This window comes from Blautia marasmi, assembly GCF_900258535.1.
In the GTDB taxonomy this organism is placed as follows: Bacteria; Bacillota; Clostridia; order Lachnospirales; family Lachnospiraceae; genus Blautia; species Blautia hominis.
Genome location: NZ_OIWX01000001.1, coordinates 672357 through 686490, shown reverse-complemented (window position 1 = coordinate 686490; position 14134 = coordinate 672357). Strand labels below are relative to the sequence as shown.

Genomic DNA, 14134 nt, shown 5'->3' with positions numbered 1-14134 from the left:
GCGAAGATTATAGCATGGATGAAGAGAAAATGATATAGATATTGAATATATACGCAATCCAGATTATTATGGAGATAGTACAAAAACGAATGAGGCAGGTTAAGGAGGATCATGAGTAAAAAACATAGAAAAGCGGACCTGGTAATGCGGTTTTTCCAGGGGTCCAAGAAATATTTTTTGGTGGCAGTGTTAGCCTCGCTGGTCACGACCGGTTTAAATTCCCTGACACCCCAGATTTTCCGGTTTACCGTGGACTCTGTGCTGGGCGGGGATAAATATAAATATTTATCAGAGCATTTGTGGATCATGGCACTGATGCTGGTAGGAGTGGCACTTTTTTCCGGAGCGGCACTTTTTTTAAGCCGTGCCTACACGGCAAAAGCCGGTGAGAATTTTGCAAAGAACATGAGAGACGCCTTGTTTTCTCATGTGCAGAGGCTTCCCATGGAATGGCATGACAGACACCAGACAGGAGATATCATACAGCGCTGTACTTCAGATGTGGAGGTTATCAGAAACTTTGTGGTGACCCAGCTTTTGGAGGTGTTCCGTACCGTATTTTTGGTTGCGGTCTCGTTCGGGATGATGTTTTCCATGAATGTGAAGCTTTCTTTTATCGTGCTGTGTTTTGTGCCGGTGGTGGCACTGTACTCCACCATTTTCTACCGTCTGATCGCAGGGCGTTTTACTACAGCCGATGAAGCGGAAGGGGAATTGTCCACCGTTGTGCAGGAGAATGCCACAGGTGTCAGGGTGGTGCGGGCCTTCGGAAGAGAAAAGTTTGAGATGGAACGTTTTTATGAGAAAAATAATGCGTTTGCAGAGTTGTGGATCAAGCTTGGTACCTTGTCAGGGCTTTACTGGGGAATCGGGGATCTGATCACCGGCCTGCAGGTGGTTGCAGTGATCGTTCTTGGGGCAGCGGAGGCTGTACACGGGAATATCTCTGTGGGAGAATTTATTGCGTTTGCTTCTTATAATACAACTTTAGTCTGGCCTATCCGGGGGCTTGGACGAATCCTCTCGGACATGAGTAAGGCGGGCGTTTCCTTTGAGCGTGTGGATTATATCATAGGGGCCGAGGAAGAGGCTTATCAGGATAAAAAGGAGTATGAGGACCAAAGCCGGGATCAGGGCTTTGACATAGGATTTTCTCATGTAAACTACGGATATAAGGATGGAAAAGAGGTGCTTTCCGATGTTACGTTCTCCATCCCCCAGGGCAGTACGCTGGGAATCCTGGGCGGTACCGGCAGCGGCAAGTCCACGATCATGCAGCTTCTCAACCGGCTGTATGAGCTGGAGGAAGGGCAGGGAAATATAACGCTGGGCGGAAAAAACATCAGTGAGATTCCGCTGGAATGGATCAGAAAGAATGTAGGAATGGTGCTCCAGGAACCGTTTCTCTATTCCAGGACCATCAAAGAAAACATAGCGGCATCTGTGCCGGAGGCTTCCTTTGAGGAGATCAGGCAGGCGGCTAAAATAGCCTGCATTGATGAGGCTATCATGAACTTCCCGGATGGGTATGAAACCCTGGTGGGTGAGAGGGGAGTAACCCTGTCAGGTGGCCAGAGGCAGAGGATCGCCATAGCCAGGATGCTGCTGCAGAAAGCACCCATTATGGTATTTGATGACTCTCTTTCAGCCGTGGATTCCCAGACAGATTCCAAGATCAGGAAGGCGCTTCTGGAGAACCGGAGAGATGCCACTGTGATCCTCATCTCCCACAGGGTGACCACACTGATGAGCGCTGACAAGATCATGGTGCTGAACCAGGGAAGCATTGAGGAGATTGGAACCCATCAGGAGCTGATCAAACAACAGGGGATCTACAGGAAGATTTATGATATCCAGATGAGCCAGGACGACAGAATGCAGATGGAGGTGTAAAATGGCGGCATACGAAGAACAAGATTATAACAAACCCTTCAGCTTTAAGACATGGGCTAAAATGCTGCCCTTTTTTAAACCGTATACGAAATTCTTTGCCATTACCATTGGCCTGAATCTGATCCTGGCAGGGATTGATGTGCTGGTTCCTTTGTTTCAGAGCTATGCCATCGACCATTTTATTGCACTGAACACATTAAAAGGGCTGAATATTTTTGCTTTGGTCTATGTGGCAATGATAGTGACACAGACGGTATCCGTGTATCTGTCTGTCCACGCAGCCACCACCATTGAGATGAGTGTGGGGAAAGATTTGAAGAAAGCGCAGTTTGAGCATCTTCAGACTTTGTCGTTTTCCTATTATAATACCACCCCGGTAGGCTATATCCATGCCAGGGTCATGAGTGATACCCTGAAGATAGCGGGAATGATCGCATGGGGACTGGTGGATATGTTCTGGGCATTTATCTATGTGGTCAGTGTGTTTGTGATCATGTTTCTGCTCAACTGGAAACTGGCGCTTATCATCATGCTGGTGGTGCCCTGTATTGCAGTCCTCACCGTGTATTTCCAGAATAAGATCCTTCACTGGAACAGAAGGGTGAGAAAGGTCAATTCCCAGATCACCAGTGCCTATAATGAGGGGATCACAGGGGTGAGGACCTCAAAAAGTATGGTGATCGAGGAGGATAACCAGAAGAATTTCCGCAGTATTACAAAAAATATGCATCAGGCGGCAACCAAATCTGCCATGCTGAACGCAGTGTATATTCCGACCATATTATTTTTCAGCTCCGTGGCAGCAGCTATTGTGCTGGCAAGGGGAGGATATATGGTGCAGAGCCAGGTGATGCAGCTTGGAACCCTGTCTGTGTTTATTTCTTATGCGGTGGTCATTTTCGAGCCGATACAGCAGCTCGCCCGTCTTTTGGCGGATCTGATCTCCTGCCAGGCCAGTATTGAGCGTGTTATGGATCTGCTGGAGCAGCAGCCCAATGTAACAGATGCGCCGGAAGTGATTGAAAGATACGGGGATATGTTTGAGGCAAAGAAGGAGAACTGGGAGAGGATAGAGGGAGATATTGTCTTTGAGGATGTATCTTTCCGGTATCCCGACGGAAAAGAATATGTGCTGGAACATTTCAATCTGCATGTGCCTGCGGGAATGAATGTGGCTATTGTGGGGGAGACCGGGGCAGGAAAATCCACCCTGGTGAATCTGCTGGGCAGGTTTTTTGAACCTACCAAAGGGCGTATCCTCATTGACGGAAAAGATTACCGGGAGCGGTCACAGCTCTGGCTGCACAGCCAGATCGGGTATGTGCTGCAGAATCCCCATCTGTTTTCCGGTACGCTTTATGATAATATCCGGTACGGGCGCCTGGAGGCCACGGACGAGGAGGTCCGGGAGGCCGCAAGGAAGGTTTCCGCGGATATTGTGGCAGGCAAGCTGGAAAAGGGGTATGAGAGTAATGTGGGGGAGAGCGGAGGCAGGCTGTCCACAGGAGAGAAGCAATTGATATCTTTTGCCCGGGCGATTCTGGCGAATCCCAGTATTTTCGTGCTGGATGAGGCCACGTCCTCCATTGATACCCAGACGGAACAGTTGATACAGGAAGCCACGGACCAGCTTCTGAAGGGGCATACCTCTTTTGTCATAGCCCACAGGCTTTCCACCATCCGTCAGGCAGATTTGATCCTGGTGGTGAAAGACGGTAAAATCATTGAGGAGGGAAGCCACAGAGAGCTGTTAAGACAGAAAGGATATTATTATGATCTGTATTCCAGGCAGTTCGAGGAAGAATCGGCAATGCAGATTTTAGCTGGAGATAATGGAATGTAACAGGGAAAGAAAATCCCGTCGGCTGCTTATATGGTAAGCCCGGCGGGATTTTTTTAAGTTCTCAAACATTAATCTGTAAATAAAATGGTCTTGTTGCGTCCGTTTTGTTTTGCCCGGTACAGTGCCCTGTCAGCCTCCTCTATAGCCGTTTCCAGAAGGCCGGGTTTCCATGATGCATGATAAGAGACGCCAATGCTGACAGTCACGGAGGTATTGATCTTCTGTGGGGCGGCTATTTGGGTGGATGCCACAGACATGCGGATCTGTTCCGCTTTTGCCATGATCTCCTCAGCGGAAAGGCCGGTTGTCACCAGTACAAACTCTTCCCCTCCATACCGGACCGCTTGAAAATCCTCCTGTTTTGAAAAGGAAGATAAGACAGAGGCGACAGTCTTGAGACATACATCTCCCTGCTGATGGCCATAGCGGTCATTGTACTGTTTGAAAAAGTCAATGTCCAGCAGCAGAACCGCCAGGGAACCCATATGTACACCGTATTTTTCAAGAGGAGATTTCACGGATTCTTCCAGGTAGCGTCTGTTGCCAAGGGTGGTCAGGGTATCTGTCATAGACAGACGGTCCAGCTTTTCATTGGCTGCCTCCAACTGTTGGTTTTTCTGGTCAATGATGATCTTATCATAGATACCGGTCAGACGGGCGTGGTACAGGCGGTAGGAATAAACAATGGATAACAGGCAGATGAAGCTGCTGTTTATCAGTGTACTGAACATATTTTCCTGTCCGTAAGGGGTCAAGAGTACCAGGCAGTTTGTCAGGATACAGGTAAGTATATGCAGGATACTTAAAATATGTGGCGGCAGCATGAGGAAGGCGGCCATCATGGGGAGAAAAGAGCAGTATACAACAATGCTCAGATCACCCAGAGCATCCAGATAGGAGATGAAGCTGATCCAGAAGACCAGCAGTATCCCGAAGGCGGTGCAGAGTCTTGCATGCAGCCGCCAGTTGTTTTGGGCGCGCTTATGTATAGTCAACAGTACGATCAGTCCGACAGCCAGTACGGCGTAGGCTATGGCATAACGCAGCCTCCGGTAACTGTAAAAGATACTGCCGGGACGGAAGGTAAAGACTATGATCATAAATAACTGCATGACCAGCATAAAAAAGGCGATGGTCCGTTCGGATCTATAATTTAAAGATACCATTTCCAGCTCCAGCTGGTCACGGTATTTTTCCTCGTAAGGAAAGCGGATAAGAGAATGTAATTTTTCTTTTAACATTGGAAATCCTCTATGTAAACGAATGATCTGATTCTTTTATATTATATAATAGATTATGTTGAAAAGCAAAAGAAAGCATAGAAAAATTGTGCCGACCGGCTGCTGTGCATAGTGATATCCTGAAAATGGGTATTTTATAGTAGAAGGAATTGACAAAATATTTATCCTTATGAGAAACTATTGAAAGTAAGATTTAACCATAACAATGAAAGTCATTGCCAACAAAAGTTGAGGTAATGGCTTTTTTTAATAACATAAATTAATTTTTATCATTGCGCAGGGAGTGTCTGTACGGCAGGGGCTTTTCTGCTTCACCTTGATTTCTGAGACGTGACATCTGAGTGATGGAAAATAGGAAACAAAATTTTTCCATCATTAGACAAACTTTAGTTTAACGCGAAAAGGCTTTAAGATCAATAGATCAAAAAAACAAATATTTTATCAAATCATTTAGCATAGGAAGGGCAGCTAAACAGCCCCGCTATGTCAAAAATTAAGAACAAAGCCTTTTCGTGAATGCAGCAGCCGACAATGAGTGGACAGAAAAGTGGTCAAGGAGGTCAAAATGTCAAGAAAAGGTGAAAACATCAGGAAAAGGAAAGACGGCCGTTGGGAGGCCCGCTATATGAAAGGGCGGGATATGAACGGCAAGATCAGGTACGGTTATCTGTATGGCAAGTCATACAAAGAGGTTAAGGAGAAGAAGATAAGAAAGATATCAGAATATCCGGCCTTTTTTGCATACGGCAGCCAGCCCTCTGCTCTGCTGGAGGATGACAGGATCTGTACGGTAAGCGTGCATTGGAAAAATCATATCCGTTACACAGTCAAGGAAAGCACCTATTCAAATTACGGTGAGATACTGGAGAATCATATCCTTCCTGCGCTGGGGGAGACCTCTGTGAGAAAAATCACGAACCGTACGCTTTTAAGTTTTGTCCAGCGGGAGATGGAGAAGGGAATGTCCTACGGAAGTATACATGTGATCATGGGCGTTCTGAAGAACATACTGAATTACGGACAGGAGTTAGGTTGCTTTCCCGGTGAACTTCTGAAGTTTCCGCGCATTCCTGCAGGGGGGAAGGAGATCCAGATCATGAGCAAAGAGGATTTCAGAAAACTGGATGCCTGCCTGAGTGAAGGCACAGATCCATTTACTTTCGGTATTCTTTTGTGCATGTATACGGGCATACGTGTGGGGGAGCTGTGCGGACTGAAATGGGAGGACATAGATCTTAACCACCGCAAAATCTATATCCGCCGGACCGTGACACGTGTAAAGAACCTGGATATGACCCTTACAGAGGGGCAGGGGGTATGCCCGCGGACGCGGCTCAACATCGGTACGCCTAAGACCTCTACTTCCATGCGTGAGATCCCCCTTCCGGACCGGCTGCTGTCAATTGGCACAGCATTAAAGAAAAATGGCGGATGCTTTCTCCTGACAGGTACGGAAAATTGTGTGGAACCCCGCACAGTCCAGCGAAGGTATGCGGCCCTTCTGAAAAAATGCCAGATACCACACATAAAGATCCATTCCCTCCGTCACCAGTTCTCCTGCCGCTGGATTGAGCAGGGGTTTGACACAAAATCCCTGTCGGAGATTTTGGGACATACTTCCGTGAAGACAACACTTGATCTTTATGTACATATACAGGCTGAGACAAAGCGTGAATATATGAATCAGCTCACAACACCTTGAAATTTTTCCTCCACCGCAGCAGAAACGCAGAGTTGATCATCACGATCACAGACCCGGCATTATGTACCAGTTCGCCAATAACCGGATTCAGAACCCCTGCGGCTGCCAGTATGACAGCCGCTAAATTCAGTGTCATGGAAAAGGTCAGAAGAAATATATTTGACCTAAAATATCACAAGTCAGTTGAGGATTTAAAAACCGTATGCTATAATCGAAAGGAATGAACATGAACAAGGTTGTGGGTTTCATAGGAGACAGCAGTAGGAAATGAGTGAGGAGTGATGGGTACGACAAAGCAGGAGACAATTCTGATCGCGGATGATGCGGAGATCAACCGGGCTATACTCAGAAACCTGTTTGAAACGGAGTATAATCTGCTGGAAGCGGAGAACGGAGAACAGGCTATGATGCTGCTGCGGCAGTACCATGATTCCATAACAGTGGTTCTTCTCGACTTGGTCATGCCGGAAAAGGATGGTTATGAAGTCCTGGAGGAGATGCGGCAGGGGGAATTGCTGTACCATGCGCCTGTCATTGTCATTACCGCGGATGACAGTAATGACAACAGGGTAAAAGTGTTTGAACTGGGAGCATCCGATATTATAGCAAAGCCTTTTGAGCCGGATGTTGTTAAGAGCCGTGTGAAGAACATTATAGAACTGGGCAGATACCGCCGCAGCCTGGAGGCGCTGGTGGAAGAACAGGCAGTGCGGGCACAGGAATCCAATGCTGCTGTTATTGATATGCTCTCTTCCGTGATCGAATACAGAAGCCTGGAGTCCGGCCAGCATATCCGGCGGATCCGAATGTTTACAAAGATCCTTCTGGAAGATGTAGCTGAAAATTACCAGGAATATAACCTGGACGGACGGAAGATCCGTCTGATCGCGGAAGCATCTTCCATGCATGATATTGGAAAAATTGCCATTCCTGACAGAATTCTGAACAAGCCCGGAAGACTCACAGACGAGGAATTCGAGGTCATGAAGACCCATACCCTGAAGGGATGTGAAATCCTCTCAGGGCTTGACCGTCTGCAGGACAGGGAATACCTGCAGTATGCATATCAGATATGCAGATATCATCATGAACGGTGGGACGGCAGGGGATATCCGGATGGTTTGAAAGGCAGTACCATTCCGATCTGTGCCCAGGTAGTTGCCATTGCCGACTGCTATGATGCACTGACTACGGACCGGGTATACAAAAAGGCGATCCCCCCGGGTCAGGCGTGCAGTATGATCCTGAACGGGGAATGCGGGACATTTTCTCAAAGGCTTTTGGAAAGCTTTAAAAATGTCAGGGCTTCGTTTGCACAGCTCTCTGAGCAGTATGCAGACGGGCTGTCTGCGGAACAGGGAAGGGAAACACCGCCTGCTCCGGAAGCGCCGCTTCTGGCTGACAGGGAGAATACCCTGGAACAAAGTCAATTAAAGTATTTTGCACTTTTGCGGTATCTGGATGCCACGGTTATGGAGGCGGATCTGAATACAGGCACATACCATCTGGTATATCTGCAGGACCAGGATTTTGTCAGCCTTCGCGCGGGAGTGAGTTTTGAGCAGTCACTCAGCGCTTTCGTCCAGGCAGCGGTACATCCGGAGGACAGGGCGGAGGCCCTGAAACCTCTGGGCGGCTATATACGGGAATTATTTGATGAGGGGCTGACCTGGCGGGAACAGAGATACCGGATTCTTGACAGGGGAACAGGTGCTTATCTTTGGTGCAGGGTTTCCATACTCCGGATCAATCTGGAAGCTCCGCATCAGCGCAGGGTGCTTCTCGTGTGGCACAAGGAGGGGACAGAACTTCCGGAAACAGCCAAAGCGGAGTACAGGCCAGAAGCAGCAAAAGAGGATCCAGTGATGGAACAGCTTTTTGGGGGTATGCAGAAGTACAGGTGCGACCATGAGTTTACCTTACTGCATGTCAGTAGAGGGCTGACTGACCTGGTGGGATATTCGGAAAAAGAGATCGGGGAAAAGTTTCAGAACAGCCTGATGCAGCTCATTTATCCGGCAGACCGCAAAAAAGTCCTCAAGCAGTTCCGGGAACAGAGGAACACCGGGAAAAATCTGGAGCTGGAGTATCGGCTCACAGCCAAGGACGGGCGGATCGTCTGGGTTTCCAACCGATGTATGATAGTCAGTGAGGAGGGCACCGAAACTGCCTGTGGTGTTCTGCTGGATATCACCCGGTCACGGCAGGCGGAGGAGAGACTCCGGCTGTCACTGGAGCGCCACAATATCATCATGGAGCAGACCAATGATATTATCTTTGAATGGGATATAGTCCGTGATGAACTTTATCTCTCCTCCAACTGGGAGAAGCAGTATGGATATCTTCCCATTACAAAGACGATCCGGGAGTCCGTGCCGAAGGCTTCCCACTTGCATCCGGATGATATGCCGGTATTTGTGGAGATGATGGATGCCATGTCTGCGGGCGTATCCTGCAAGGAAGGAGAATTGCGGATCGCGGACGCGGAGGGAAAGTACAAATGGTGCAGAGTACGGGCAGCCACACAGTTTGACTTGGACGGCAGGCCTTCCAAGGTTGTTGGTGTGATCCTGGACATTGATTCCCAGAAGAAAGCGTCCAGAGAATTGGAAGAGCGGGCTGCGCGTGATGTGCTGACCGGCCTCTATAACAAAGCCGCTGCCCAGACAAGGGTGGAGACACATCTTGGGGAATGCGCTTCCCAAGACCTTTCTGCCCTGATGCTTTTGGACGTAGATGATTTTAAACGGATCAATGACCGGTATGGGCATATGTTCGGAGACGCGGTGCTGGTAGAGATCGCCACAAAGATCGCAGCCCTGTTCCGGGTCCAGGATACGGTTGCCAGAATCGGCGGCGATGAGTTTTTGATTTTTATGCCTAATGTGAAACAGGTAAGTGTTGCAGAACAAAGAGCGGAGAACATCATACATACCATGCAGAATATGCTTGAAGATAATCTGAACGGGGAAGCTTTTTCCTGCAGCATCGGCCTTGCATTTTCCCGCGGAACGGATAATGATTTTCAAATCCTGTTTGACCATGCGGACAGAGCACTTTACCGGGCCAAGGCAGCTGGGAAGGACCGCTATATGTGCTACCGCGACGAGATGAGAAAAGGCCCCATCGGAGTGGCAGTGGATACCGGCCGGCGCACGGAGATTGATTCCAACCTGTCAAAAAAATGGAATCTTCCGTTTTTGATCATCCGGGCATTTGACATTTTACATGGAGCAGAGGATTTTGAACAGGCTGTGCTCTCTATCCTGGCACTGGTGGGAGAGCTTTTCGGGATCAGCAGAATTTACATTTTTGAGAGTAGCAGGGATGGACAGCGGTGCAGTAATACCTTTGAATGGTGCGCAGACGGGACGGAATCACAGAAAGAGATACTGCAGCATATTGCCTATGTGGATGACGGACATGATTATCGTGACAATTTTGGCGATGACGGGCTTTTCTACTGCCAGAATATCCGGTCACTGAAGAGCTGGGAGCAGCAGCTTTTAGAGAAGCAGTCTATTATGTCCACACTTCAGTACGCAATTCGTGAAGATGGTGTATTCTACGGTTTTGTAGGATTTGATGACTGTAAAATACGGAGGCTGTGGACAGAAGAACAGATAGAGGCGTTAACATTTCTGGGCAGACTCTTGTCAGTTTTCCTGTTAAAAAACAGGGCACAGGAGGAGCTGGCAGAGTCTGTTGTGAATCTGCAGAGTGTATTGGATCATCAGAGAGTCTGGCTGTATGTTCTGGACCCCAATACTTATATACTGAGATACATAAATGGCAGGACAAAAGAACTGGTGCCGGAAGCAGAAACAGGACAGCTCTGTTATGAAGTGTTCTATCACAGGGAGAAGCCCTGTGAAAACTGCGTAATGAAACATGCGAAAAAGACCGGACAGAGTACCATGGAGATTTATAATCCTTATTTGAAGCTGTGGGTACTGGCAGATGCATCCATTGTGGAATGGAACAGGAAAAAAGCCTGTCTTGTAGGCTGTCGGGATATATCAGATTATAAAAGAGGAGACAGTCCGTTAACTTAAAGAATATTTGCTGGGAGGTTCCACAAAAATCATGAAACAGGAAAAAGAAATGACCGAGGCCGGCGGCCGTGTGCAGAACGTGTCGTCCGATTACGAATATGAGACGCTGATGCGCCTGCTGAAGGTGAGTGTGAGCAAGCATCTGCTGGATGAACATTTTACCCTGATCTGGGCAAACGAATTTTATTATGAACTGATAGGATGGCCGAAAGAAGAATATGAAGCGGCGTTTCACAACCGGCCGGACCTTTATTACCAAAATGACCAACAGGAATGGGAAGAACTGACGGCAGCCGTTTTAAGCGCGCTAAAACATCATGAAAACGGATATCAGCTGCTTTCGCGTATACGGCGGAAGAACGGTGATTTTGTCTGGGTACAGTTTTCCACCCAGTTTTCAGAGGAAATGATTGACGGTTATCAAGTGGCTTATTCGGTCCTCACCAACGTAGATAATCTGGTGCGGATGCAGCGGGAACAGTCAGTGACCTATGAGAGCCTGCCGGGATTTGTGGCAAAATACCGGATCGGACATAATCTGGAACTGCATTTGCTGGAGGGAAATTCCCATTTCATGGAATACTTTGGGGAGGGAGACAATGGGAGTGAAGATTCCCTGCATCGCCGCAATATAGATGAGAACATGGAAGTCATCCTGGAACAGAAAGAAGATTTACTGGCAGGCAGGCCTGTCCATTTTGTCATGCGTGTAAAAAGCAGGTTTGGCAAGAACTTATGGCTTCAGGTCAATGCCACCTGTGTGGAATGGCAGGGAGGATACCCGATCTATCTGGCTATTTTCATTGACATCACAGACGTAACGGAACTGCGGAGGATGCAGAAAAAACTCACAGAGCAGAAAGAGGCACTGAAAGACGCTCTGTCCGTGGCAGAACATGCCAACCAGGCAAAATCCGATTTTCTATCCCGGATGAGTCATGAGATCCGTACACCTATGAATGCCATTATCGGAATGACAACCATTGCGGCTGCGTATATTGACGACAGAAAAAGAGTGGCGGATTGTCTGGAGAAAATAGGATACTCATCCAAGCATCTGATGACGCTGATCAATGACGTGCTGGATATGTCAAAAATAGATGAAGGCAAAATGAAGATTGCCTGTGAAGAATTTAATCTGGAATCCGTGACCGAGTCTATTACCTCTATCATATATCCCCAGGCCTCTGCAAAAGGGCTGGAGTTTACGGTACGGCTGGCTGGTATTACGGATACCGCTCTGATCGGGGATGCCCTGCGCCTGAATCAGGTCCTGCTGAATCTCTTGTCAAATGCCCTGAAATTCACACCGGAAAACGGAACGATCCTGCTGGAGATCCGGCAGGTACAGCGCACAGACAGCCGGGTACGTCTCTGCTTTACAGTCAGTGATACGGGAATTGGCATGAGTGCCGGGTTTATGGAGCGTTTGTTCAGTCCTTTTGAGCAGGAGAGCGCAGCGGCCGGGAATAAGTTCGGCGGAACAGGCCTCGGTATGGCCATCACGAAAAATCTGGTAACGCTTATGGGCGGGACGATCTCGGTAAAGAGCCAGGTAGATAAGGGAAGTACCTTTACTGTGGAACTGGATTTTGCGCTGCCCGCAGCGGCGGACAGACAGCGGGTCCAGAAACAGCCTGCTTTGGAATCCCTGAAGGTACTCATATCCGACGATGACAGGGACAGCTGTATTCATGCGTCCCTTCTGCTTGAGAAAATGGGGATCCGCGCGGACTGGGTGCTGACCGGAGAGGAATGTATTGGGAAGGTCAGCCAAGCGCACCGCATCGGTGAGGAGTATGATGTCTGTTTGATCGACTGGAAGATGCCGGATATGGACGGACTCCAGGTTACACGGCGCATCCGGGAGATTGTGGGGCCCGACACGCTGATCATTATCATAACAGCCTATGACCTGACTCCAATTGAAGAAAGGGCCAGGGAGGCAGGAGCTAACGCATTTCTTGCCAAACCTATTTTTGCGTCCACGCTTTACAATACCCTGCTCTCTGTTACCGGGATAGAAAAGACAGTCATGATACCGGGACAGGGTATGGAAATTCACCATCCGGATTTGAAGGGGCATTGTGTTCTTGTGGTGGAGGATAATGGGATCAACCGGGAAATTGCCATGGAACTGTTGAAGATGACAGGGATTGCAGTGGATTACGCAGAAGACGGGAAAGAGGCCCTGGATAAATTTATGTCTGATGGGGACCGTTATGACCTGATCCTCATGGATGTACAGATGCCGGTCATGGACGGCTATCAGGCCACAGTCAGGATCCGGAGTTCCTCACATCCCAGGGCAAAAAGCATTCCCATCATTGCCATGACGGCAGATGCTTTCCGGGAGGATGTAGTGCGGGCTTCTGAGGCGGGAATGAACGGTCATCTGGCGAAGCCTATTGACCAGGGGCTGCTGTATCGCACACTTGTGGATACCATCGGGGGACATTAGTACACTTGCAGTTCATTGATATATTTATCAATATTTTTTAATTTGTCCTCATTGGAACAGCCGATTTTGTTGTTGATATCCGCGCATAACATTTCCACGAGAAATTCCACACCCACATAGGAGTTAAAAAAGGTGCTGCTGTTGAGGCCTACGGTGAATACAATGTCCGCGTACTGGGCCAGAAGCGCACTTCTCTTATCCGTGATCACCACAATACCTGCCTCGGCATCCTCCGCCATCTGGACTGCCATCATATCCAGCTTGGAATATCTGGGGAAACTGAAGACGATAACACAGTCTTCTTTTCCAATGTCGCTTAAGTGGTCAATGACATTGGCATTGGAATCATTGGTAGGGTATACATCCGGCAGCATGTGCTTTAGCAGAAAATAAGTGTAGGCCCCCACACCGGAATTGGCTCTGGAAGCGATCACAAATTTTTTCCGGCTTTTGATCATGAGATCAGCGGCCTTGTCAAAGGTTTCCCTGGAATTGTTTTTTAAGACAGAAGAGATATTGGTTTCCGTGTTCACCAGAAATTCTTCCATAAAATTCGCTTCGCCCCGTTCCATGCTCATTTTCAGCCGCTCATAGGGGACGGTGATGTTGCTGGACATACTGTACACATTGTCCTTATAGCTGTTCCGCAGATTCCGCTGAAAGTCCATGAACCCGGTAAATCCCAGGGCTCTGGAAAAGCGGATGACAGAGGATTCACTGACATCCAGCTTCATGGCTATATCTGTGGAGGTCATGAAGCAGGCCTCCTCTATGTTATCTATGATAAATTCTGCAATGACCTTGCCTGTCTTGGTAAGTTTTGTACTTTTGAGTAATTCTTTTATTTCATTCATAATAATTCCCCCAACGATCCCCCTTATCCGGGGATTTTTTATAAATAATCAGATTTTTCCGAAAATTCAGGACATCCTTTGTGTA

The 14134-nt window shown here is 48.1% G+C and carries 8 protein-coding genes; 5 read left to right on the top strand and 3 right to left on the bottom strand.

Going from position 1 to position 14134, the window contains the following annotated elements:
* Positions 1-111 precede the first annotated feature (111 nt).
* Entirely contained in the window at positions 112-1893 is a 1782-nt protein-coding gene (locus C6P39_RS02905; RefSeq protein ID WP_104802758.1) for an ABC transporter ATP-binding protein, read from the top strand.
* 1 nt (position 1894) lies between these two features.
* Positions 1895-3736, top strand: coding sequence for an ABC transporter ATP-binding protein (locus tag C6P39_RS02900; protein ID WP_095173424.1), 1842 nt, complete (start codon positions 1895-1897; stop codon positions 3734-3736).
* Between the two features lie 68 nt (positions 3737-3804).
* Here the strand turns inward: C6P39_RS02900 and C6P39_RS02895 are convergent, their stop codons facing one another.
* The gene (locus C6P39_RS02895; protein WP_104802757.1) at positions 3805-4977 is read right to left on the bottom strand and encodes a GGDEF domain-containing protein; all 1173 of its coding nucleotides are present in this window, start codon (positions 4975-4977) and stop codon (positions 3805-3807) included.
* A 565-nt stretch (positions 4978-5542) separates the two neighbouring features.
* On the opposite strand from C6P39_RS02895, the gene C6P39_RS02890 reads away from it, so the two are divergent.
* Positions 5543-6679, top strand: a complete 1137-nt coding sequence (locus C6P39_RS02890) for a tyrosine-type recombinase/integrase (RefSeq protein ID WP_104802756.1) — start codon at positions 5543-5545, stop codon at positions 6677-6679.
* Here the strand turns inward: C6P39_RS02890 and C6P39_RS02885 are convergent.
* Positions 6666-6815, bottom strand: a complete 150-nt coding sequence (locus tag C6P39_RS02885; RefSeq protein WP_330397270.1) for a hypothetical protein — start codon at positions 6813-6815, stop codon at positions 6666-6668. The two genes, C6P39_RS02890 and C6P39_RS02885, sit on opposite strands and share 14 nt — an antisense overlap.
* 145 nt (positions 6816-6960) lie before the next feature.
* On the opposite strand from C6P39_RS02885, the gene C6P39_RS02880 reads away from it, so the two are divergent.
* Together C6P39_RS02880 and C6P39_RS02875 are read left to right on the top strand one after the other, a co-directional pair.
* The gene (locus C6P39_RS02880) at positions 6961-10734 is read left to right on the top strand and encodes a diguanylate cyclase domain-containing protein (protein ID WP_104802755.1); all 3774 of its coding nucleotides are present in this window, start codon (positions 6961-6963) and stop codon (positions 10732-10734) included.
* Positions 10735-10762: 28 nt separating this feature from the next.
* A complete protein-coding gene (locus C6P39_RS02875) occupies positions 10763-13195 on the top strand; it encodes a response regulator (protein WP_408608518.1) in 2433 nt (810 codons plus the stop codon).
* On the opposite strand, the gene C6P39_RS02870 is transcribed toward C6P39_RS02875, so the two are convergent.
* The gene (locus C6P39_RS02870) at positions 13192-14049 is read right to left on the bottom strand and encodes a MurR/RpiR family transcriptional regulator (protein ID WP_104802754.1); all 858 of its coding nucleotides are present in this window, start codon (positions 14047-14049) and stop codon (positions 13192-13194) included. The genes C6P39_RS02875 and C6P39_RS02870 overlap by 4 nt on opposite strands.
* Positions 14050-14134: the final 85 nt, after the last annotated feature.

Bases quoted from the DNA above. Each gene is read 5' to 3' on its own strand.
- C6P39_RS02880 (WP_104802755.1), top strand. From the start codon at position 6,961: ATGGGTACGACAAAGCAGGAGACAATTCTGATCGCGGATGATGCGGAG.
- C6P39_RS02900 (WP_095173424.1), top strand. From the start codon at position 1,895: ATGGCGGCATACGAAGAACAAGATTATAACAAACCCTTCAGCTTTAAG.
- C6P39_RS02905 (WP_104802758.1), top strand. From the start codon at position 112: ATGAGTAAAAAACATAGAAAAGCGGACCTGGTAATGCGGTTTTTCCAG.
- C6P39_RS02870 (WP_104802754.1), bottom strand. From the start codon at position 14,049: ATGAATGAAATAAAAGAATTACTCAAAAGTACAAAACTTACCAAGACA.
- C6P39_RS02895 (WP_104802757.1), bottom strand. From the start codon at position 4,977: ATGTTAAAAGAAAAATTACATTCTCTTATCCGCTTTCCTTACGAGGAA.
- C6P39_RS02885 (WP_330397270.1), bottom strand. From the start codon at position 6,815: ATGACACTGAATTTAGCGGCTGTCATACTGGCAGCCGCAGGGGTTCTG.
- C6P39_RS02890 (WP_104802756.1), top strand. From the start codon at position 5,543: ATGTCAAGAAAAGGTGAAAACATCAGGAAAAGGAAAGACGGCCGTTGG.